The following is a 21944-nucleotide window of genomic DNA, read 5'->3' as shown; positions in this document are numbered from 1 at the left end:
ACTAAATCCTTTTAAGATTCATAATACGTTCGCTCTGCATGCAGATTTTGAAAAGCTCCATGCAGGTTACCGCATCATCAAAGGCTCTGTGAGAAGAGCCTTTATCTATTCCCAGCATATCAGCTAAAAAATCAAGTTTATGACGTTCTGCCTCTGGAAAAATACAGCGGGAAAGCTGAAGAGTATCTACTGCATAATTCTTTGTAACAGGAAGCCTGCAGTTTTCACATTCCGCGTTTAAGAAATTAAGGTCGAATTGTGCATTATGAGCAACTAAAACAGTGTCTTTAATAAAATTTAAAAAGCCCGGTAAGTGTTCATTGATAGGGTCTGCTGCATCTACCATTTCCTGTGTAATATGAGTAAGAGAAATGATAAAAGGAGAGAGAATCTGATCTGGGAAAAATAAATGTGACCATTTAGAAAGAATGCCGTCCTTTGTAAAACGGACGGCACCTATTTCGATTATCCTGCTGTTGGTAGGAGTAATACCAGTGGTCTCCGTATCAAAAGCAGTGAAGACTGCGCCGTCTTCATAGAGCTTGCGCAGTCTTCTTAAATCAGTAATTTTCTTATTTGGATGCTGCATCGATAATCTTCTGAATATCAGCAGTAATTCCGTCGCAGAGAGCTCCTGCGTTCTTCTTTGCATCAGCGAACCATGCGTCTGAACCGTCTCCGGCTGGAACCATAGAGTTGATGTAGAACTTAATCTTAGGCTCTGTTCCAGATGGACGTGCACTTACGATTGTACCGCTTTCAAGATAGAACTGGAGAACGTTGCTCTTTGGAAGATCTGGATCGCACATAAGGTCACGAACCTTAACTACCTTCTGTCCGCCGAGAGTTGCAGGAGGATTGCTTCTCATGTTAGCCATCATAGCCTTCATAGTCTGACCACCCTGTGCTCCTGGGAAGTTCTGTGAAATAGCACGGTCTTCGAAGTAACCGTACTCTTTGTACATATCATCGAGGTGCTCGAGGAGGCTCTTGCCCTTGCTTCTCCAATAAAGAATCATTTCTGCACACATAGCAGCTGCAGAAACACCGTCTTTATCCATTACTTCGCGTTCAATCTTGTAACCGTAGCTCTCTTCAAGACCGAATACATATTCGTGTGTTCCGGCCTTTTCGAACTCTTCTTCCTTGGCAGCAATCCACTTAAAGCCTGTAAGACAGTCGAACATTGTTACGCCATATTTCTTACAGATGTAGTCACCAAATGGAGATGTTACGATTGAGCGTACACATCCAGGATTCTTTGGCATCTTACCAAGTTCTGTGCGTGAGCGGAGAACATAGTCCATAAGAAGGGCACCCATCTGGTTTCCACTGAGAAGAACGAAGTTTCCGTCCTTGTCCGGGAATGCAGTACCAAAGCGGTCTGAATCCGGGTCAGTTGCCATTACACCGTCTGCCTTTTCTTTCTTTGCAAGTTCAACTGCAAGAGTAAGAGCTGGTTTTTCTTCTGGGTTTGGTTTTTCAACAGTTGGGAAGTTTCCATCAGGCTCACGCTGTTCTGGAACAGTGATGATATTGAGTCCGAGATCTCCAAGCACTTTTTCCACATGCATAGCACCAGTTCCGTGGAGTGGTGTGTATACAATGCGAACATCCTTTGCCTTTTCCTTAATGAGGTCAGGGCGGAAGAGCTGAGCCTTACACATTGCCCAGAATTTTTCATCAATTTCTTTGTCTATCATTACAAGCTTACCAGACTTAAGAGCCTCGTCCTTAGACATAGACTTTACTTCTGTAACCTTGTTTACTTCTTCAATAATACCAACATCATGTGGTTCAATTACCTGAGCACCATTATCCCAGTATGCTTTATAGCCGTTATACATTCTAGGGTTATGAGATGCAGTAACAACAACACCTGTCTGAGCCTTGAGTTCGCGGATTGCAAAAGACAATTCTGGAGTTGGGCGGAGACCTGAGAAGAGGTATGCCTTAATTCCGTTAGCAGCAAAAATAAGTGCTGTTGCTTCAGCAAAAACGTCTGAGTTCAAGCGGCTGTCATATGCAACAACTGCGCTCAAAGTTCCGTCTTTTGCCTTATCTGGGAATGCCTTAAGAACATAGTTAGCAAGACCCTGGGTAGCCATGTTGATTTCGAGGGTGTTCATGCGGTTTGTACCACCACCCATAATTCCTCTAAGTCCACCGGTACCAAACTCAAGAGTCTGATAGAAGCGGTCTTCAAGTTCCTTATAATCTTCTTTTGCGATAAGCTCTTCAACTTCCTTGCGGAATCTTTCATCTTTTTCAGCGGCGATATAATCTTTTGCACGCTTCAAGATTTCTTCTTTTTCCATTATGTTACTCCTGTATAACTACATTATACTGATTTATAAATATTAGTGGTAGACCTAAAAATTGCTTTTGCAACTTATTTGTCTGCTTTCTTAATAAGATCTGTTTCCCACTCGAGCAGTGCCTTTTCCATATCGGCATTATCGCCTTTAACATCACACATAATGCGGAAAACTGGTTCTGTACCACTGCCTCTCATCCAAATGAAAGCAACAGGCTTTTTGTCCTTATCCTTAAAGAGAACTTTGAGCCCGCCTTTTCCAGATTTAGAAAAATCCTTTACATCACGTGTTTCTTTTGTACCGTTGGTGATTACTGCTTCCCAAGATTCAATACCATATTTCTTTTTAAGGTCAGCAGATTTTTTCTTCCAGTCTGCTTCAAAGGCTTTCTGGAATGCTGCCTTAAGTTTTGAATGGTCAGTAGTCTTTACCTTGAGAACAGCTCTTGGTTCTGAAACTCCGGTTGTTGTATATTTTGGAAGAGAATCAATTATATCTGTAAGTGTGAAATCTTCCTTATATTTCCAGCCTGACTTGTTGCACCATAGCTGGTAAATACCGCCATCTCTCATCATAAGAAGTTTGAGAAGGGCAAAAATAGTATTAAGCGGATCTCGAACAGCTGCAGGGTAGGTAATTGTTCCACCGTTTGAGCCTTCACCAAGAATTCGGACTGTATATCCTTCTGAACGTTTTTCACGCGCAAGATTTACAACATTTGCTTCACCAACTTCTGCACGGAAGACTTCTGCTCCAAGTGCTTTTGCAATTTCTTCAATACGCATTGAAGTAGGGCAGTTTACTGCAACAGCTGGCTTAAAGTCTTTTTCGTCTGAGTGCTGCCAGATTGAATAAGTAAGTTCAGCAAGTACCGAAAGACTGAAAACTTCCTGGGCTTTCAGAATAACAGCTTTACCGGCTTTTTCATCCCAGTAAACAATATTTCCGCGGTCACCATCGCAGTCCGGCATATAGCCGAGAACAACTTCGTTATAACCTTCCTTATGAAGGCGTTCCATTTCTGCTGCTACATGAACAAGATTTTCTGCTTCTGGAATTATTTCATGAGCAATTTCAAAATCATTGATTGAATAGAAATTGATTTTTCGTTCTTTGAAATAATCGCGGTCAATGCTCTGATAGCGTGAACTTCCATTAAAGTCACAGACAACACCAATCGGATTCTTTGTTATATATGCGTCCAGCATGCTGAAGAAATCAGTCTGATATTCTTTATCGTCTGTTCCGGTAATTGTTTCGTTGATAAAGTTTTTATATGCAGAAAGAGCATTATGCTTTGAACTGTCTTTTACATCGTAAACGGACTTAAGTTCCGAAGTTGTGCAGGAATAAGCTTTCTTTACAGCTTCTTCAACACCTTTGTCATCTTTAAGGCGTTTAAGAAAATCTTCAACAAGCTTAGCATTTTTAGCAGCACAAAGAACTCCGCCATCGTTAGTACCGAATTTAATTCCATTGTGCCCCACAGGATTATGACTGGCAGAAATGTAAATAAATCCATCAAGCTTTTTTGCATAAGCCATAATTTCTGGTGCGGATGTTACTGCTGAATACTGGATTATTGCGCCCTTTTTTATAAGAGCATGAATCATCGCATCTGCAAGTGCCGGGCCTGTAGGTCTTGCATCAATTCCCAGAGCAATTACAGGTGAACTCTGGCCTGTCAATTTGCTGATATAATCAAAAAAAACATCTGCCGCAATAACGGCAATGCTTCTGTCAGTTTCTGTAATTTCAGGACTTTTGTCCTGCTCGTCTCCGGATGCTGCAAATACCTTACGCCAGCCGGATGCTGACAAAATCATGTTATGTTCCAAGTTTATTCTCCCATTAAACTTTGATTTTAATATTTTAACACGGAACTGTTGATTTTACAATTTTTTTATATTTCTGCTGAATCTGCTATTTAATAAGGATATTATAATTTAACTGTTTTACATTTCCTAACATATCTGAAATTGTAAGACCAAGTGTTGCACGGCCAGGTGTAAACATAGCTTCTCCTAAAAGCTGGAGGTCATCATTTGGGAAAATATCAGCTGCTGTATATTTCTTTTTACCAATAATACAAAGCTTGTTATTTTCCTGTGTGATCATATCATATGAAAGCTGGTCAACAATAATTCCATTTATAGAAACAGAAGTTTTATAAGGTGTAGCAATAGGATTTCTCTTAAAGTAAACCTTATAAAGTCCTGAATAGTAGGTTTTATAAGTGTTTATATCATAATAATCATTATTTTTGCTGACGATTATAATTCCTGAAAGTGTAAGTGGAATTTCTTCCTCTGCACGAGGCATAAGAACTACAGGATTTATTGCAGCCTTGTTTTTTGAATCAATAATTTTGAATTCAAGATTTCCGTTGTTTTCCTGATAACCGGAATTTCCGCTTGAAGCAATAATCGCTCCACCGTCTATTGAATGTTCTTTTTCATTGTTTAATGTAAGGGTTTCTGCATCAAGATTTCCATATACAGAAATTAAATCATCATTATGAGCAAGAATAACTGCAGTTCCCAAAGTAGATGGAAAGAAATCACAGTCATCAGAATTCTCTGTAATAATTGCTGTAATATAGCCGTCTTCTGCAGCCTTTACTTCATCAGGTTCTGAAAAAACAACTGATGTACTTAAAATACCGCCTCGATTCTGACCAAAATATGAATTAAAAGAGTTATTTGTTACTTCTGACTGAGGCCAGTCAAAACAGAAAGCAGAAGCACAAATCAAAAAGCAGGTTGTAATCAAAAGTGTTTTTTTCATATTTAATCTCCGACTATTCTCTGGAAATTGAAATCTTTGAAATAGAATTATCTTTTCCAAGATATATACTGTTATCAGCTGCATGGATAAAAGCAGAATCTGCTGTAAAAGAAAAAGATCCTTCCAGAGTATCTGTGTTATCAATTATTGAAACAGTGTAAGTATTCTTTTCTTTACCCAGGAGGATTGAAAGATCATCGGTTTCTTCAATTGAAAGAAGTTTATCTTTCAGTTCAAGAGTTCTCTCATCTTTAGTTTCAAGATTATAGATTCCAAGTCCCTTATAAAAATTAAAGAAAACACGTTTTCCATCTTTGCTGAAATGAACGATTGTACGATATGGAGAATCCTGATCAAAGAATCTGTGATAAATTATTTTCTGCTGATTTTCTTCACGATGAGAAAGAACAAAGCGCTGCTGATTATGTCCCGAAATTGAAGCAATGTACTGTCCATCTTCAGAAATATCAATTCCAAGAATTACCGGATAATCACTGCCACCAGGTGCAAAATCAATTTCTGTTGCACCGTTTTCGTTATTCAAAACTTTAATTGTGCCGTTTGATAAGCCAACTGCTGTATATTTTGATTTTGCAACAAAAGCTGTAATAGGGAAGGTTCCTTCAAAAGTCCATAAAACTTTTCCTGTATCAGAACATTTTGAGAATGAACAGCCGCCTGGTAAAAATACATAAATAAGGTCGTTGGAAAAATATGGGAATCCGCTTGCTTCAATTACACCAGCCTTAGTTCCGTCAGAATTGAAGAATTCTGTATTTTTTGCTTCTGAGTTATAGGTTGCATAGTATGAATTTGAAATGGAAACTTTAGCTGGAAAAGTCTTATATAAAGAAATATTTCCATCTGCATCAAAATAACCTAAGGTCTGTCCCAGATGAAAATACGACTGAGATTTATTGTCTGATTCAACAATAACCGGATTCGCGGTACTGATTTTCCATACCGGTGTAAAACTATATTCTTTATTTAGTGGTTTTGCTGCAAGAATTATATAAATAATGGAAATGAAAAGAATTAGAAAAAGTGCAAGTCCAATATGTTTTTTAGCTTTCATAATTGTATGATATAGCATATACGTTTTAATTTCAATGAATAATCGGACCGTTAATCTTGACAAAATACCGTAAAGTATGCAAAATATTCTAAAGATTTCAAGCGAAAGCATTAAAAAATGTTTAAAATGAGGTAAACAAATGGAAGACGATATCCTGACTATCGAAGAAGTAGCAAAATACCTTCGTGTATCAGACAGAACAGTTTATGATTGGGCTCAGAAGGGCGAAATTCCTGCCGGAAAAATCGGTACTGTATGGCGTTTTAAGAAATCAGAAGTAGAAAACTGGGTAAATGCCCGCCTTTCTTCAGATTCTACAAAGCAGGCTGAACAGACTGTTCAGGTAAGAAATATACTTTCGCCAGATAGAATTGTATTTATCAGCCAGACTTCAAAACATGATGCTCTTGTTGAGCTTGCAGATGTTCTTGCTACTGCACCTCAGGTAAAGGATGGCGCTGAACTTACTCAGGAAATCCTTAAGCGCGAAGAACTTATGTCTACAGCTATTGGCCGTGGAATTGCAATTCCTCATGTTCGTCTTTCTTCAGTAACTGACCTTGTTATGGCTGTTGGTGTTTGCCGTAAGCCAATTGCAGATTTCCAGACAATTGATGATCAGCCTGTAAATCTTCTTTTCATGATTGCTGCAGCTTACAATCAGCATTCATATTATCTTAAGACAATTTCTCACTTCAGTGCAAAGTTCAAAGACAAGGATTTGCGTGATGCAATGCTTTCAGCTTTGAATGAAAAAGAAGTTTACGACCTTCTTATGAAGGCTTAATTATTCTCTAAAGCTGACCGGAATCCACTTAGTCCGGTCAGCGTGATTCTGCGCAATCATTCCCCAGGTAATCTTAGCGGTTGTTTCACCAAAAAGATATTCTCTTCCATCTTCCATAGTGAATGTTTGACCTGGGGCTGGAATATCAGTTACAACCATTGCATGTGAATATTCTCTGGAAATCACAATCGCTGTATCAATTCCTGTATAATTCAACAAAACACTTACCAGCATACTTCTGCTGTCACAATCACTGCCTTTTCCGCTAATACTGGCAGGTAAACTTGTAAAATCAGATTCATTTTTAGAGGCTGCTCTCTGATAGCTGAAAGTCTGTACCCAGCTTAAAAGAGCCTGTGCATATTTTATATCAGCATCCTGAGGTTTAGATTTTTTTAATTCAGGATAGAGCGCATTATAAATATCACCGGCAGTCTGCTGAAGACGTCCGGCATTATCACGGTAAATCATTCTGTAATAACGCTGCCATGCTTCTTTCCACATTTTATGATTTGCATAAAGTGTAAGTACTGCATATTCAAGGTCAATTACGAATTTTGCTGCTACTTCGTCGCTCTTATCCAGACTGGTTTTAATCTGCTGACCGCCTATATTTACAGAGAATGCTTTTCTTCCTTCCGGCGGAAAGGCATAACTTGTAATGATTCCTGATGTATTTAAGAATTCTGAATCTATACAAAGTGAATTTATTGTAGAAATAATAAACTGTTCACAGGCTTTTTGATTTGCAGGTGCATAACAGATTAAAAGAACATAATAATTCTGAACTTTAAGAGGTGCCGTAACTGCCCATCCAAAGTAATTGTCATCCAGAGTCATTGTAAAAGTACTGATTCCGCAAGGTGTATCATTCCAGTTGAAAGAATCAGTATCGCCTTTAGCATTAAGTTTTGTAAGATTAGTTTTAAGAACTTCTGCAGAGTTTTTTGATTTTTCTTCTGTTATTTTCATCACAAGGGTAACCGGAAGATTTGGATGTGAAAAAAAATAAGACATGCCATCTTCTGTATAATCTGCTATTTCAAAACCTTCTGGAATATCTAAAGAAAAGCCAAAATCTCTATCTGTTATTTTCTCTGCATAAACGTTAGAAAAAGAAAAAATGAAGAGGATAAATAATAATCCTGTACGTAAAAAACTTACTTTTGAATATTGCTTGAATAACTGAAATCTTGTCATTTTATAAAGCCTCCGTTATGATTATCGGATGAATATGATTCCTATTATATATGAGAATGATGAAATAATAATCATAAATAAACCATCGGGACTAGCCGTACAGGGGGGACAGGGAGTTGTACATTCTGTAGACCGCGATTTTGCAGAACAGGTTGGTTATAAAATCTATCTGGTTCATCGTCTGGATAAAGATACAAGCGGGCTTATGGTTGTTGCAAAAAATCCTGTTGCAGCTGGTAAATGGACTAAGCTAATTGGTTCTAAGATTGTTAAAAAAGAATATCTTGCCTTATGTGCTGGAAAAATGCCTTCTAAATCAGGTGTAATAAATGAAGAAATAGTTCAGCATGGAGATTCAAAAACTGCCGTAACAAAATATAAGGTTGAAAAAGAAACTGATATTGTACAGACGGAACCTGATAATCAGCCTGTTTCAATTCATTTGAGTCTTGTCCGTCTTATGCTTGAAACCGGTCGTATGCATCAAATTCGCATTCATCTTTCCAAAAATGGATGTCCTATTGCAGGTGATGATCAGCATGGAAACTTTAAATTGAATAAACTGCTTAAAAAGCTTGCCGGAATTAAGCGACTTCAGCTTTCTGCAGTTCGGCTTACAGTACCTCTGGAAGGAAAAGACAAAACTTTTGAAGTTTCAGTCCCTTTTGATTTTAAGTTTGAAGAATAGTCTACTACCAAATCTGTCGTAGTCGTGCTATAATAGTATAGAAAATAAGTAGATAAAAACCTCATAAAAAGGTAGAATAATAATATGTTTGATGTGAAAGATACAGATTTCTTCGATATGGAAGAAGAAGCTTTTGATACAATTGTAGAAAATGATATTGCTTTTACCGGCAAAATAAAAATGAAAAAAGCATTTATGATTCGCGGCAAGGTTAATGGAACTATTGATTCAACAAGTGATCTTGTTATTGATTCTGATGCTGTCGTTAATGCTGATATTACTGCTGAACGTGTTCTAATTCGCGGAAAAGTAAAGGGTAATGTAATAGGAAATAAATTGATTTTTATTACTGCTTCTGGTTCTCTTGATGGAGACATTACAACTGCAAAGGTTGTGCTTGAACCTGGCTGTATATTTACTGGAAAATGTTCAATGGTGAGAAGTGAAAATGAAAAATAAGCTAATTATTTGTATCGTTTTTTTGATGACTTTTACATCTCTGTTTGCTCAGACTACTACAGCAAAACAGGATGCACTTGTTTTGTACCATAATGGAAAATATCGTGAAGCTGTTCAGGTTTGTGAAGAAGAGCTTCAGTCAAATCCAAACCGTGTTGAATCTTATGTTGTAATGTGCTGGGCGCTTGTAAAGAATAAGCAGTATGCTGAAGCAGAAGAGCGTGCAACAGAAGGTCTTGTAATCAGTCCTTATGATTTACGACTTATTGAAGTTCTCGGTGAAGCAAAATATTATCTTGGAAAAAATACTGGAGCAATGGAACAGTTTAGAAAATACGTTGCCAGTGCACCAGAAAGCGGTTCTCGTGTAGGACTTGCTTATTATTATATGGGTGAAATTTTTATTCGTCAGGCCCGCTATCAGCATGCAGATATAGCACTTTCTTCTGCAGTTAAAAAAGAACCATTGCTTGATACATGGTGGGTAAGACTTGGTTATGCCCGTGAAATGGCTGGAAATTATTACGAAGCAGTAACTGCTTATGATGAAGCTTTAAGACTCAATTCTTCTTCTGTAGATGCATCTCGTGGTAGAGAACGTGTAAACGCAAAGCTTCAGTAAATTAGAAGTAAATAATAAGATTGTGAGTGAAATTAGAATAGAAACACTGGGCTGCAGGCTTAATCAGATTGAAAGTGAAGCCACAGCCCAATTTTTTACAGATGCAGGTTTTTCTGTTTCAATGGAAGGGCTGACTTCTTCTTCAGATACAGATGAAACTACCTTACTTAGCATAATCAATACATGTACGGTAACTCAAAAAGCGGAGCAAAAGGCAAGACGATTGATTCGACTTATGCTCAAAAAATTTCCATCTGCCGTTATAATTGTTACCGGTTGCTATGCACAGTTATCCGAAAAACAGATCTCAGAAATTGATCCCCGTATTTGTGTAATAGGCGGGCAGATGAAAAGCAGGCTTTCAACAGTTCCAGCTCTGCTTAAAGAAACAAAGGAAACTGGAGACTGGAATCCTTTAAGTTTTGCAAAATCCATTAAAAAGAATATTTTTTCTGCACCTCAGCTAAAACCCGGCTTCCCGGAAGATTCTTTTAAGCTTTCTGCAACTTCATTCCTGTCTCATAGCAGAGCAAGTCTTAAAATCCAGGATGGCTGTAATAATAACTGTGCTTTTTGTGCAATTCATATTGCAAGAGGGCATAGTGTTTCGATAGATGTTCAGACTGCAATTGATCGTGTTCAGGAGCTTGAAGCAAAAGGACATGAGGAAGTTGTTCTTACCTCAGTAAATATTGGTCAGTATAGAGGTGAATATAATGGTGAATATTATAATTTTACAGAATTGCTTGCTTTGCTTTTAGCAAAAACAAATAAAATACATTTTAGAATTTCGAGTCTGTATCCAGATGTTGTAGATGAAAAGTTCTGCCGTGTAATTTCAGATGATAGGGTTCAGCCTCATTTTCATATTTCAGTGCAGAGTGGAAGTTCAAAGATTCTGGCAGCCATGAACCGTCCTTATAGTGTTCAGTCTGTTATTGATGCCTGTAAGAGACTCAATATGGCTAAGAATAAACCTTTTCTTGCCTGTGATATTATTACAGGTTTTCCTGGCGAAACAGATGAAGATTTTGAGCAGACAATGCAGTTATGCAAGGAATGTGATTTTGCCTGGGTGCATGCTTTTCCATATTCAGAAAGACCCGGTACTGCAGCTGTGACAATGAAAAATAAAGTTCCTCAGTCTGTATCAGGCGAACGTGCAAAAACTCTCACAGATTGGGCAGTGGCTCAGAAAATAAAATATGTTGAACAGTTTATTGATACAGAACACAAAGCTGTATTGGAAACTGTAAAAAGGCCAATGGCTTTAGCAGCAGGCGGAAAGCAGAGTCGATTTATCTATCATGCAGTAACTGATAATTTTATTCACTGTGAAATTATTTCTGATAAACAGATTGCTGCTAATCAAATGCTAAAAATCAGACTTACAAAGGTTCTTTCAGAAAGAATAAAAAAGGGGGGAGATATAGAATCTTCTGCAGAATTTTTATAAATTTTTCAAAAAATCGTGTTTAAGCACTTGATTAAAATACGAAAAACGTATATATTAATTTACATGCAACGGGCAATAGCGCAGCTGGTAGCGCGTCTGGTTTGGGACCAGGATGTCGGGGGTTCAAATCCCTCTTGCCCGATAGAAGACTTCTCTTAATGAGAAGTCTTTTTTATTTAACATCAGAGTTCTTGCCCCGACATCCTTCGGATGTCGCCCTCATTCGCTCCCGCTCATTCGGTGCTTTTTTGTGGTTATATACTTGTTGAGAAGCCGTTTATCATGTCTGCTACTTTGTTTGTGGCGGAGAGGTTTCGGTCTGATGCTGTTACTGCTGCTTCTGCTGTTGCTTTCATTTCATCCATACGAATCGTTACATAGTTTGATTTATTCATAGTGCTTTCTGCAAGGGTATTCAATGCTCGAATTCCTTCAAATACACGTTCGCTTTCGCCTTTCATATGTGATGAAGCTGATGTAATGTCTTTTGTTGTTCCTTCAAGAGTAAGCATTGCATTCAGAATGTTTTCTGCACCAATACGCTCTTCATTCATTCCTGACTGAACTTCATCAATTAACTGCTGGAGATGTTGAATCTTATCACTTACGCTTGCAAAATTATTTGCAGATTTTGTTGAAGAAGAAACAATCTCTGTAATTGCTTCTGAAATACCCTGGAGCAACTGTGAAATTGAAGCAGATTGTTTTGCAGAGGTTTCTGCAAGAGTTCTGATTTCGCCTGCAACGACAGCAAATCCTTTTCCTGCTTCGCCGGCATGTGAAGCTTCGATTGCAGCGTTCATAGCAAGGAGATTTGTTTTACTTGCAATTGAAGCAATGGAAGCATTTGCAGTAAGAAGGTGTTCACTTTGCTGAGCAATATTTCCAATCTGAGTTGTAACACTAGCCTGTTGATTCTGTCCTTCAGTTGCTTCCTTTACAAGAAGTTTATATTCTTCAAGAATCTCATTTACGTTCTTATCAACAGATTTAATGTTTGCTGTAATTTCTTCGATTACAGAAGAAGATTCCTGAATAGCAGCAGACTGTTCTTTAAGCTTTAAGTCCAGACTGTTAATCTCAGATTCTACAGATTGCATTCCGTCTGTAATACCTTCAACCTTATCAGATTGTTCTGTAATACTGCTTGAAATATCAAGTATATCTTTAGTAGCAGCTGACAGAACTTTAATATGATCTCCCATTTTATTTGAAAGTTCATTTCCAGTTTCATCAAGAATACCGGTTTCTCCCTGCAACTGCATAATAAGTTTATTGAGACTTTCAATAACTCCATTACAATGTGATGCAAGCTGTGAAAGTTCGTTATTTCCCTGTTCTGGAATTTTAAATGTAAGATCAGCCTTTCCAGATGCAATCTGCTCCATTGCAGTGGAAATAGTTTTCATTGTACCAAAGATTCTTGAAGTAAATAAAGAAAGAAGAAGAATTCCTATAACAAGAACAATTATACTTACAATACCAATACTGATAATTCTCCGTTTCAGCATCTGAAGAATTACATCAACATTAAAATCGACACCAATAAAACCAACAACCTTTCCCTGAGAATTCTTGATTCCTTTATAGGTTGAAATAGAGTAGCCCCAGCGGTCCTGTTTTTCGAGACCTGATGAATGAATTCCACCATCCTGCATAGCAAGGAATGGACCGTCTCCATAAGCAGAGATATCTTCATGAGTTCCTAAAGGAGAAAAGTTTTCTTCATCACTAGGATCGCATGAACCATCTATGATATATCTGTAGACATTTCCTCCAACAGGAGCCATCGTATATAAATATTGACAATTGATTGTATTCTTTATAGTAAGAAGCGCAATTCTGGCTTCTTCATAATATGGATCATTTACAGAAGGGCTTTTTGCAAGTGCTTCGAATTTATCTCCATCAATTACAGCACCTGCTTTTTCTGCAATTGGATACCCCTGTTCTGCACAAAGTGCAACACCGGTATTAATAATGCTGTAAGCAGAAAAAACACCCATTACAGAGCTTGAAATAAGTATAAATAGTCCGAAAACAACAATAAATCTGGTTCTTAATGAATGCATAAAAAAACCTCGTTGTAATATATATAAATATTCTACAACGAGGTTTCTGCTTTTTCAAATAAATTTATTTAATTTGAAATTAAATTGAAGTTCCTTTTTCTTCGTTCTTTTTCTGAACATAAGCAATGAATTCTTCAATCTTCATTGTCTTCTGCTCAAGACCGCTTGACTGGCGGAAACGCACGGTTACAGTTCCATCCTTCTTTTCGTTCTCGCCGACAATCAGAATATAAGGAGTTTTGTGTTCCTTTGTGATTGTCTTAATCTTGTTTCTCATATTCTCTGATGAAAGATATGCATTAGCACGGATATCAGCTCCAATAAGAGACTCATAAACCTTCTTAGCATAATCATCAAAATCATTTGTAACAGGAACAATTGCAGCCTGCTCAAATGCAAGCCAGGTTGGGAATGCACCTGCGAAGTTTTCAATGAGGATACCAAGGAAGCGTTCGAATGAACCAAGGATAGCGCGGTGAAGCATAACAGGGTGGTGCTTCTGGTTATCAGCTCCAATGTATGTAGCATCAAGGCGTTCTGCAGAAGGAAGCTGATAGTCTACCTGAATTGTACCACACTGCCATTCACGACCAATGCAGTCGTAAAGCTTAAACTCAAGCTTTGGACCATAGAAAGCACCTTCACCAGGCTGAATTTCATAAGTGAGGCCGGCTGCTGTACAAGCGTCTGCAAGAGCTTTTTCAGCACGTTCCCATGTAGCAAGGTCACCAACGTGATCTTCAGGCATTGTAGAGAATTTAACAACAAGGTCATCAAAGCCAAAGTCATGGTAAACTGCCTTAAGAAGCTTACAGAACTTTGCAACTTCTGGACCAATCTGATCTTCTGTACAAAGAATATGAGCATCATCCTGAACAAAGCCGCGTACACGCATTACACCGTGAAGTGTTCCACTTGCTTCATTACGAACATCATGACCAAACTCTGCAAGGCGGAGTGGAAGGTCTTTATAAGAACGTTGACGGCTCTTGAAAATCTCAAGGGCTCCAGGACAGTTCATAGGTTTAATAGCAAACATACGTTTTTCAGATTCAGTGATAAACATATTCTGCTGATAGTGTCTCCAGTGACCAGAACGCTCCCAGAGAGTGCGTGGCATGATAGCTGGAGTATTTACTTCCTGATATCCGTCACGGCGTACCATCTTGCGCATATAATCCTGCATTACAGTATAAATTGACCATCCGTTTGGATGCCAGAAAATCTGACCTGGATCTTCAGGATCGAGGTGGAACAAATCCATTTCCTGACCAAGCTTACGATGGTCACGTTTTTCAGCTTCTGCGAGCATAGCAAGATAATCTTTAAGATCATTTGGCTTTGCAAAACAGAGTGCATAAACACGAGTAAGCATAGTGCGGTTAGCATCACCACGCCAGTAAGCACCAGCAACGCGGTCGAGCTTAAATGCCTGTCCGTTGATTTCTTTAGTTGAAGCAACATGTGGACCACGGCAAAGATCAAGATAGCCGTCCTGTTCATATGTAGAGATAGTTTCGCCTTCCGGCAAATCGTTAATCAATTCAATCTTATAAGGCTGGTCAGCAAAAAGCTTAAGAGCCTCTTCCTTAGAGATTTCCTTGCGAACAAATTCATGATTTCCTGCAAGAATCTTTCTCATCTCTTTTTCAACGGTAGCAAAATCGGTCTCGGTGAACTTGGTGTCGGTTGGGAATTCAAAGTCGTAGTAAAATCCGTTTTCGATAGCAGGGCCAATAGCAATCTTTGTGCCCGGGTAAAGCTTCAAAATAGCTTCTGCCATCACATGTGCGCAGCTGTGTCTAACAATCTGCAAGTTTTCATCAATAGCCATTTTTGTACCTCTTTTATGTAAAAATGTTTATCTATTATATCGCTTTGATTGTAAGTATTCAATAAATCTACTATATTATGTGTATGATTAAAGCAGAAATTACAGATAAAACTCTTTCAGAGCACCTTTCAAAAATAGAAGAAGATAAATTACGCATTTTTACAATGGCAGATGGCCGTATCCGCGGTGCACTTTTTCATGGCACACGTTTTATAAATCAGATGCGTGCCCAGCATAATCTTGGAATTCTCGAAACATATATTCTTGGTCAGGCAAGCCTTTGTGGTGCCCTTACAATTCCTATGATGAAAGATATGGAACACACCCTGATTCGTTTTGAAGGAACTGGTTCAGCAGACGGCTATACAGTAGAAGCTGATTCAACCGGTAGTGTAAGAAGTTATCTTGAAAAAGAACATATTCCTCTTGATAAGCCTCTTGAAAACTGGAATCTTAAGCCATTCCTTGGTGCTGGAAATCTGACTTTTTCGCGTATTCATAAAGATGATAAATATCTTCAGAGTTCTACTGTAGATGTAGACGGCGAAAATATTGCAATTGATTTTGCCTCATATTTTGCTCAGTCAGAACAGATAAATACCGCCTTTAATTCAAGCATTCAGTTTGATAAAGAGGGAAGAGTAGTCGGAGCCGGCGCAATGTACATCCAGGTAATGCCAAAAACTGGTGGTACCGCAGAATTAGGTTCTCAGATAGACAGCCACGCCGAAGAAGATGCAGATGAAGAAGAACTCCTCCGTAAGGTAGAAAACGCCTTCAAAGCCTGCCCAAGCATCGGCCTCCTGTACAGCGAAGGTGAAGTAGATTCCGAAGACATCATCCTTGGTCTCTTTAGAGAGTTCCAGCCAACCATCACCATGAAACGCGACATAATCTACGACTGCCCATGCAGCAAAGACTATTTCTTAAATCACATCCGCGGCCTCCCACAAAAAGACCTCGAAGACATCCGTAAAAACGGCCCAGAGCCACTAGAAGTAGTATGCCGAAAATGCGGCAGTGTATACCACATTCCAGTTAATGAGATCTAACCTCCCGCGCGAGAGATATAGAATATAATCACAAAACTGATTGTAAAAGTAATTCACAGATTTTATAAAAAATAAATGTAGCGCGAGTGGAGAGGAGACAAAAATGCATTTGAGCGTTCGCGAGCGAAGCGAGTCGGATACCACTTACGCTCAACCGCAGTTTTGTCTCATCGCAACGGAAGCTGCATTTATTTTTTATATGAGACAGCAAATATTTACTTGACGGTATTCTTTTTTATGATTATATTCATATATCGTAAGGGGGTGTCCCGGTTTCGACGGAATTGGGAAATCTTGTACTGCAGGTAGGGTTGAAGGTCCCTTAAACTGACAAAAAAATAACTGCAATTTTCGCAAGAAAAGAAGAAGAAGCTGATGAGGCTTCTTTCGAAGCAGAAGCACTCGCTGCGTAAGTAGCCGTGCAGGAACCCAGGCGGCCCTGTTCCGCGTTGCCTGATGTTCTTTTACCTTATCGGAACTTGCTGCGCATTGTGTCTGGTCTTTGCGTGGGACTTTTAATCAGAATACGGAGGCGACGCTTGTTATGCTGCTACCGGCTCCCGACAACCACCTCGCATAACTAAACTTGTAGATGTACCTGGTTTACTTTTTCGGACGGGAGTTCAATTCTCCCCACCTCCAGATAAGAAAAAAGCTTCGTTGTAAAAACGAAGCTTTTTTAATTTAACCTGCATAATCAAAAATGATTAGAGTTTTTTAAGAATCAGATAGGTTATATCATCATTTAGTTTTTCAGTGCCACTAAACTTAAAGAGAGTGTCTGTCATTGCATTTACCTGATTTTCGAGAGGTTTATCTACATTTTCCTTAAATACAGACATAATGCGTTCTGAGCCAAAATATTCTTTCTTTGCATTAGTGCATTCTGTAATTCCATCCGTATAAAGCACAATTTCATCACCCTTATGAATTTTAAATTTCAAAGATTCAAAGCTTATAGGGAAATCAGGAATTCCTATTGCACCAAACTGATTTACACCATCCTGTTCAATAGGTCCGAGTATTTTATTTTTTGCACTGTACAATAAAGCTTTAGGATGTCCGGCATTAACGAGTTCACAATAATTTTCTGAAAATCTGATTATAAGGCCAGTAAGGTAATTTTCAATGCTTCCTTTTTCTAAAATAATCCGTTCATTGATTTTTGCCATTACTTCATGTAAAGGATGTTTCATTCCTTTTTTAAATTCCTGCTCAATAATATTTTTCACAAGCATTGTAACAAGACCAGAAGCAATTCCGTGTCCGGATATATCAAAAATTCCAACTCCGTTAAGATGATTTTCTGACATAAAGAGAATATATAAGTCACCGGAAACTCCAGACATTGCCTTAAATGCAAATTTGATTTCCCAGTTTTTTATTTCAGATGTATCAACATTGTAAAAGTTCTTTTGCACAAAACCCGCAAGATCAATTTCTTTTACAGCTCTGTTTCTTTCTTTTTCAAGAGCCTGAGTTCGTTCTACAACTAAGTTCTCAAGATGTTTATTCATATATTCTACTTTTCCTGCAAGCTGGACAAAATTTACAATCAGAAGTCCAAGGAAAAGGAATATTACACAAAGCCATGAAATCGAAAGAATCAGAGTATTTGTTGGTTGTTTCAGAACTAAACGTGTAAAAGCTTCATAAATTAAAACAAGATAAATCGGTACAAAACATAAAATGAATTTTATAGCCTGACTTTCTTTTTTCTGTAATGCTTTAATTAAGATGACAGTAGGGTAAATAAATTGTAAAACCATTATAAGAAAGCCGAAACGCAGGAGAAGTCGTGAGGTTGATAAATCTGAAGTACAGAATGGTAATGCCAGTGCAATAAGAGTCAAAATAAATCGTCCGATTCTGCTGAAAGTTCTTTCACGATGCTTTAAGAAGTCTCTTGTAAAATTAATTACAAAATAACTTGTGATTATTGGAGCAGTTCCATTAAATATCTGTTCAAAAAGAAGGAAAGAATAAATATGTTTATAGATTATAGAGTATTCACCAATATAAAATGTGACCAGATATAAAGCTGTTGAAAAACACATTTGTGAGAACGAAAGGTTTTGAATTTCTGATCTGCGAAGTAAAAATAAAAAGAAATAAATGAGAAAAACAATAAGAAGTACAACAGAGAAAATCATGTAGATTTTTGAGTTAACCAGATTTTCAAATTCAGCTTTATGAATAACATCATCAGAAGCAGAAATAAAAGGCATGTCCTGTATGGTTCCATATTCGTTACACCATACACAAATCATAATTGTATTCTTATCTGAAAAATTAATATATTCTTTTGGAATTTTAAAATAGCTTGATTTTTCACCTTCAGTAAATTCATGAGGAGGGAAGAATCCAGCCTGTCCTAGTAAATGTCCGTTAAGATAAACTTTTGCAGCAATTTTTACGCGGCCAAGAAATAAATAAATTTCTTTATGTCTGAAGTGCTGAGGTATATTAAAGCTTTTTTTTATAAAAATATATCCGCTTGCATCTGGTAATAATTTAACAAGCTGTGGTAAATCTTTATCAGCTAAAGGATGAAATTCATGGGGTTCTCCATATTCTGAATATGACCAGCCGTTAGAAAGATAGAATCTTTCTTTTTCAGAATAAGTATCTTTGCAACTGGAAAGAAGAACAAGGAGGAAGAACAGTAATGATATTTTATATAAAAAGCTTTTCATTTTTTCAATTTGGATAAAAAAAAAGTGTCTGTGAACTGGATACGATAACCTGAATTTCAGATTAATTAGTTTCAGTTTCTCAGACACTTTTTTTATTATTAAATTATTGTAAAACTAATTATTCACCATCATGATTTGCATTATGGAATTTCTGCTGATATTTTTTGAGCATGGCAACGGCATTTCTTTTTCCGTTATAAACAAAACCGCCGTTCCAATATTCCAATGCAGCAAACAAAGCGTTTCCACCATCCTGGCTATCAGATTCTTTAGTTCTGAAAGAAACGTAGTTTGACAATTCCATAAAATCATTGTTATGAAGACATTCAAGACGCTTTTTATTGAAGTCATTCCACTTTTCGAGATCCTGAAATCCTTCTCCTTCGTCCTGTACAATAATATGTGCATGTGTTGGGCTGAATGAATACCAAACAGTTACCTTCTTGTTGATATCACAGTGATTACCGTGTTTTACAGCATTCTTAATAACTTCACTAATCTGCTGCTCAAGAAGATTTAATTCCTTAATTTCTGTAGGTGCTGACTGAACAATCAGCAAGGTGAAGTAACGAATCTGTCTGAAGTCAGAAGGGAATTCCTTCTTCAGCATATTTGTTTTATCAAACAATGGGTCATTCTCATCCGATCTGAGTTCCTTTAATTCCTGAACCATCTCAGTTCCTCCTGCAGTTATTCACTTAATTAAATAAAAAAAACGTTTCTAACAATAAAATGAATTATTCTTTTACCATTAAAAGGGCTTCTTCAATACTGTTAGCAATAGGGAAGTAACCCATGAGCTTAGTAAGTTCAATTACCTTCTTTACAGAACCGTGAATATTTGCGATAGCAAGATTCAAGTTCATCTTTTTGATTGTAGAACAGATGTAAATAAGCGCACCGATTCCAGACGAGTCAATGTAGTCTACCTGTTCAAGATTGATGACAAAGTTCTTTACATTCTTTTCGAGCATCTTCATAACCAGCTCTTTAAGCTTGTATGAATTGTAAAGATCCATCTCACCGGTTACGTCAATGATGTAGACATCACCATTCTTACGTATTTTAAGTTCCATAACGAATCTCCTTTTTAATTCCCCATTAAATTATTGTATTTTAATAACCAAAAGGCTCTGATCATCATACTGCTGTGCAGTTCCACAATATTTCTTCAAATCATCTTTTACACGATTTGAAATATCCTTAGCCGCTGCACCGGCATTTTTTACAATTACCTTCTTAAGATTCTCAATAGAATATTGTACACCATTTTCATTGAGAGATTCAAGTAAGCCGTCGGTACATGTAGCGATAATATCACCTGAGTTAAGTTTGATTGGAAGGTTAGTGAAAACTGTATCTTTTGTTACCCCCATTGGCTCAGTTGGTACAGATATCTGTTTAATTGTTCCTTCAGATGCAGAATAATGGAATACAGGGTTATTACCACAGGTACTGATTTCTGCTTCTTTAGTTGTTGCATCATAGTTGATAAGTGCAATACTTGCAAAGTGGTCAATCTTAGAACTTTCGAGACAAATACCTCTGTTTGCCCATGACATAATTGTTGAAGCAGACTGTGCTGTATGAACTGCAAGACGGAGAATAGCACGAATCATAATCATAACGATAAGTGAGTTCATGCCCTTTCCTGCGATATCTGCCATAACGAATGAGATACGGTCTTTTCTTGAAACAAGAATATCATAATAGTCACCGCAGACATTTTCTGCAGGGTTAGAGTAACAGCCGATTGAAAGTCCTGGAATAACAGGAAGTTTTGCAGGAAGCATATCTTTCTGATACTTAGAAGCAATAGAGCCACCCTTATTCAATTCTGTATGTTCAGCATAATCAAGGAAGCTGTAAAGTGGTTTAATTGCTGTAGAAACTGCTTCTGCAAGCATAACAGCTGTATCAAATTCATCTTTTGTGAACTTTTCGCTCTCTGGTTTACGTGCAAGACCAACAAGTCCTACTACAGAATCAACCTGTTTGATTGGTGCGAATATATAACTTCCACAACGGAGGAATTCTTCTGGTCCGTTCTGATATACACGAGGATCTTTTACAGAGTCTGTAATAAGAACTGGCTGTCCTTCTGTGAAAATCTGGCCAAAAATGTTGTCCTGAAGAGGGAACTGTGCAAAACGAAGGTTTGTTTCTACACGGATTGGCTTATGAGGGAGGTCTTCCGGCAGTTTATAAGGTGGCGGGAAGGCTCCTTTGAAAGATTTTACAGCGAGTGTATTATCATAATCATCAGCAATAAGGAAAATACAACCGTCTGCGCGAACCTTTTCTGTCATAAGGTCATTACAGTACTCGAGGAAGTTTTCCATACTGTTGTTATTTGTAAAGAATGTTGAAAGTTTAGCAATAAGATTGCGGTTAATTTCAATATAGCGCTGGTTTTTCTCTTCAATCTGCTGAATGACAGCTCTATTAACCATGTCATTATCGCGTGAAGCATTGATTTCAGCAGCTTTTTTAGCAGCTTTTTTCTCTTCAATCTTTTCTGGATTGATGAATGCTTTAATAATCAGATATGGTAAGAGAATTATTTCTGAAAGAATGATTGTAAATACAATATATGAATAATATCCCTTGAATGTGCTGTAAATTGTACCAAGGAACATAATGCCTGCAGAAATTAAGAATACTAAACTGATTTTTGCCTTATTTCTGAGTTTAATTATCAGAAGAAAAAGGATAAGCAGAGCACAAATACCGGCAGCAATATAGAGCGGAACATTTATAAATGAATCAATGGTAAACAAAGTTTTCTCCTAACGAATATAGTATTACTATATTATCGGCATTATCTTAGATTTTAACATTGAAATATTTACCCGTCAAGGAATAAGTTTGAGCTTATCAGTCTTGACAGGTCATTTT

General features: G+C 37.5%; 18 protein-coding genes, 1 tRNA gene and 1 other RNA gene. 8 read left to right on the top strand and 12 right to left on the bottom strand.

Annotation, left to right across the window (positions count from 1 at the left end; genetic code table 11):
* Position 1: 1 nt before the first annotated feature.
* The 5 genes from AABJ44_RS09275 to AABJ44_RS09255 form a co-directional block, all read right to left on the bottom strand.
* A complete protein-coding gene (locus tag AABJ44_RS09275) occupies positions 2-589 on the bottom strand; it encodes a 3'-5' exonuclease (RefSeq protein ID WP_074640223.1) in 588 nt (195 codons plus the stop codon).
* Positions 573-2318 carry a phospho-sugar mutase gene (locus AABJ44_RS09270; protein WP_338368628.1) on the bottom strand — a complete coding sequence of 582 codons (1746 nt, stop codon included), beginning with the start codon at positions 2316-2318 and terminating at the stop codon, positions 573-575. Before AABJ44_RS09270 ends, AABJ44_RS09275 begins: the two co-directional genes overlap by 17 nt.
* A 74-nt stretch (positions 2319-2392) precedes the next feature.
* Positions 2393-4156 (bottom strand): phosphoglucomutase, encoded by a 1764-nt coding sequence (locus tag AABJ44_RS09265; RefSeq protein ID WP_422100122.1) that lies wholly within the window; start codon positions 4154-4156, stop codon positions 2393-2395.
* A gap of 85 nt (positions 4157-4241) precedes the next feature.
* Positions 4242-5105, bottom strand: coding sequence for a peptidoglycan DD-metalloendopeptidase family protein (locus AABJ44_RS09260; protein ID WP_338368627.1), 864 nt, complete (start codon positions 5103-5105; stop codon positions 4242-4244).
* 13 nt (positions 5106-5118) lie between these two features.
* A complete protein-coding gene (locus tag AABJ44_RS09255; RefSeq protein ID WP_338368625.1) occupies positions 5119-6180 on the bottom strand; it encodes a WD40 repeat domain-containing protein in 1062 nt (353 codons plus the stop codon).
* Positions 6181-6319: 139 nt separating this feature from the next.
* On the opposite strand from AABJ44_RS09255, the gene AABJ44_RS09250 reads away from it, so the two are divergent.
* On the top strand, positions 6320-6967 hold the full coding sequence (locus AABJ44_RS09250) for a PTS sugar transporter subunit IIA (protein WP_074640232.1): 648 nt from the start codon (positions 6320-6322) through the stop codon (positions 6965-6967).
* Here the strand turns inward: AABJ44_RS09250 and AABJ44_RS09245 are convergent, their stop codons facing one another.
* Positions 6968-8167 carry a hypothetical protein gene (locus AABJ44_RS09245; protein WP_338368624.1) on the bottom strand — a complete coding sequence of 400 codons (1200 nt, stop codon included), beginning with the start codon at positions 8165-8167 and terminating at the stop codon, positions 6968-6970.
* A 34-nt stretch (positions 8168-8201) separates the two neighbouring features.
* Between AABJ44_RS09245 and AABJ44_RS09240 the strand changes: the two genes are divergently transcribed.
* From AABJ44_RS09240 to AABJ44_RS09220, 5 genes are all read left to right on the top strand, one after another.
* The gene (locus AABJ44_RS09240) at positions 8202-8855 is read left to right on the top strand and encodes an RluA family pseudouridine synthase (protein WP_338368622.1); all 654 of its coding nucleotides are present in this window, start codon (positions 8202-8204) and stop codon (positions 8853-8855) included.
* Positions 8856-8939: 84 nt separating this feature from the next.
* Entirely contained in the window at positions 8940-9314 is a 375-nt protein-coding gene (locus AABJ44_RS09235; RefSeq protein WP_074640237.1) for a bactofilin family protein, read from the top strand.
* Complete coding sequence (locus tag AABJ44_RS09230; RefSeq protein ID WP_338368621.1) at positions 9304-9936, top strand: tetratricopeptide repeat protein; 633 nt, start codon at positions 9304-9306, stop codon at positions 9934-9936. Before AABJ44_RS09235 ends, AABJ44_RS09230 begins: the two co-directional genes overlap by 11 nt.
* 22 nt (positions 9937-9958) lie before the next feature.
* The gene (gene mtaB / locus AABJ44_RS09225) at positions 9959-11392 is read left to right on the top strand and encodes a tRNA (N(6)-L-threonylcarbamoyladenosine(37)-C(2))-methylthiotransferase MtaB (protein WP_338368620.1); all 1434 of its coding nucleotides are present in this window, start codon (positions 9959-9961) and stop codon (positions 11390-11392) included.
* Between the two features lie 69 nt (positions 11393-11461).
* A tRNA-Pro gene (locus tag AABJ44_RS09220) sits at positions 11462-11534 on the top strand.
* A 112-nt stretch (positions 11535-11646) separates the two neighbouring features.
* Here AABJ44_RS09220 and AABJ44_RS09215 read toward each other — a convergent pair.
* On the bottom strand, positions 11647-13464 hold the full coding sequence (locus AABJ44_RS09215; RefSeq protein WP_338368619.1) for a methyl-accepting chemotaxis protein: 1818 nt from the start codon (positions 13462-13464) through the stop codon (positions 11647-11649).
* Positions 13465-13543: 79 nt separating this feature from the next.
* Complete coding sequence (gene thrS / locus AABJ44_RS09210; protein WP_338368618.1) at positions 13544-15298, bottom strand: threonine--tRNA ligase; 1755 nt, start codon at positions 15296-15298, stop codon at positions 13544-13546.
* An 83-nt stretch (positions 15299-15381) separates the two neighbouring features.
* Between thrS and AABJ44_RS09205 the strand changes: the two genes are divergently transcribed.
* Positions 15382-16350, top strand: coding sequence for an Hsp33 family molecular chaperone HslO (locus AABJ44_RS09205; protein ID WP_338368616.1), 969 nt, complete (start codon positions 15382-15384; stop codon positions 16348-16350).
* Positions 16351-16610: 260 nt separating this feature from the next.
* Positions 16611-16995, top strand: a transfer-messenger RNA (tmRNA) gene (gene ssrA, locus AABJ44_RS09200).
* Between the two features lie 62 nt (positions 16996-17057).
* Here the strand turns inward: ssrA and AABJ44_RS09195 are convergent.
* The 4 genes from AABJ44_RS09195 to AABJ44_RS09180 all read right to left on the bottom strand — a co-directional run bounded on the left by AABJ44_RS09195 (position 17058) and on the right by AABJ44_RS09180 (position 21826).
* The gene (locus AABJ44_RS09195; protein ID WP_338368614.1) at positions 17058-19046 is read right to left on the bottom strand and encodes a PP2C family protein-serine/threonine phosphatase; all 1989 of its coding nucleotides are present in this window, start codon (positions 19044-19046) and stop codon (positions 17058-17060) included.
* Positions 19047-19164: 118 nt separating this feature from the next.
* Positions 19165-19719: an ATP-binding protein gene (locus AABJ44_RS09190; RefSeq protein WP_074640249.1), complete on the bottom strand. Its 555-nt coding sequence runs from the start codon at positions 19717-19719 to the stop codon at positions 19165-19167.
* Between the two features lie 64 nt (positions 19720-19783).
* The gene (locus tag AABJ44_RS09185; protein WP_022930791.1) at positions 19784-20122 is read right to left on the bottom strand and encodes an anti-sigma factor antagonist; all 339 of its coding nucleotides are present in this window, start codon (positions 20120-20122) and stop codon (positions 19784-19786) included.
* Positions 20123-20152: 30 nt separating this feature from the next.
* Positions 20153-21826: a GAF domain-containing SpoIIE family protein phosphatase gene (locus AABJ44_RS09180; protein ID WP_338368610.1), complete on the bottom strand. Its 1674-nt coding sequence runs from the start codon at positions 21824-21826 to the stop codon at positions 20153-20155.
* Positions 21827-21944 lie beyond the last annotated feature (118 nt).

Source organism: Treponema bryantii (assembly GCF_036492245.1).
Taxonomy (GTDB): Bacteria; Spirochaetota; Spirochaetia; order Treponematales; family Treponemataceae; genus Treponema_D; species Treponema_D bryantii_C.
This window is presented reverse-complemented; position numbering and strand designations above follow the sequence as displayed.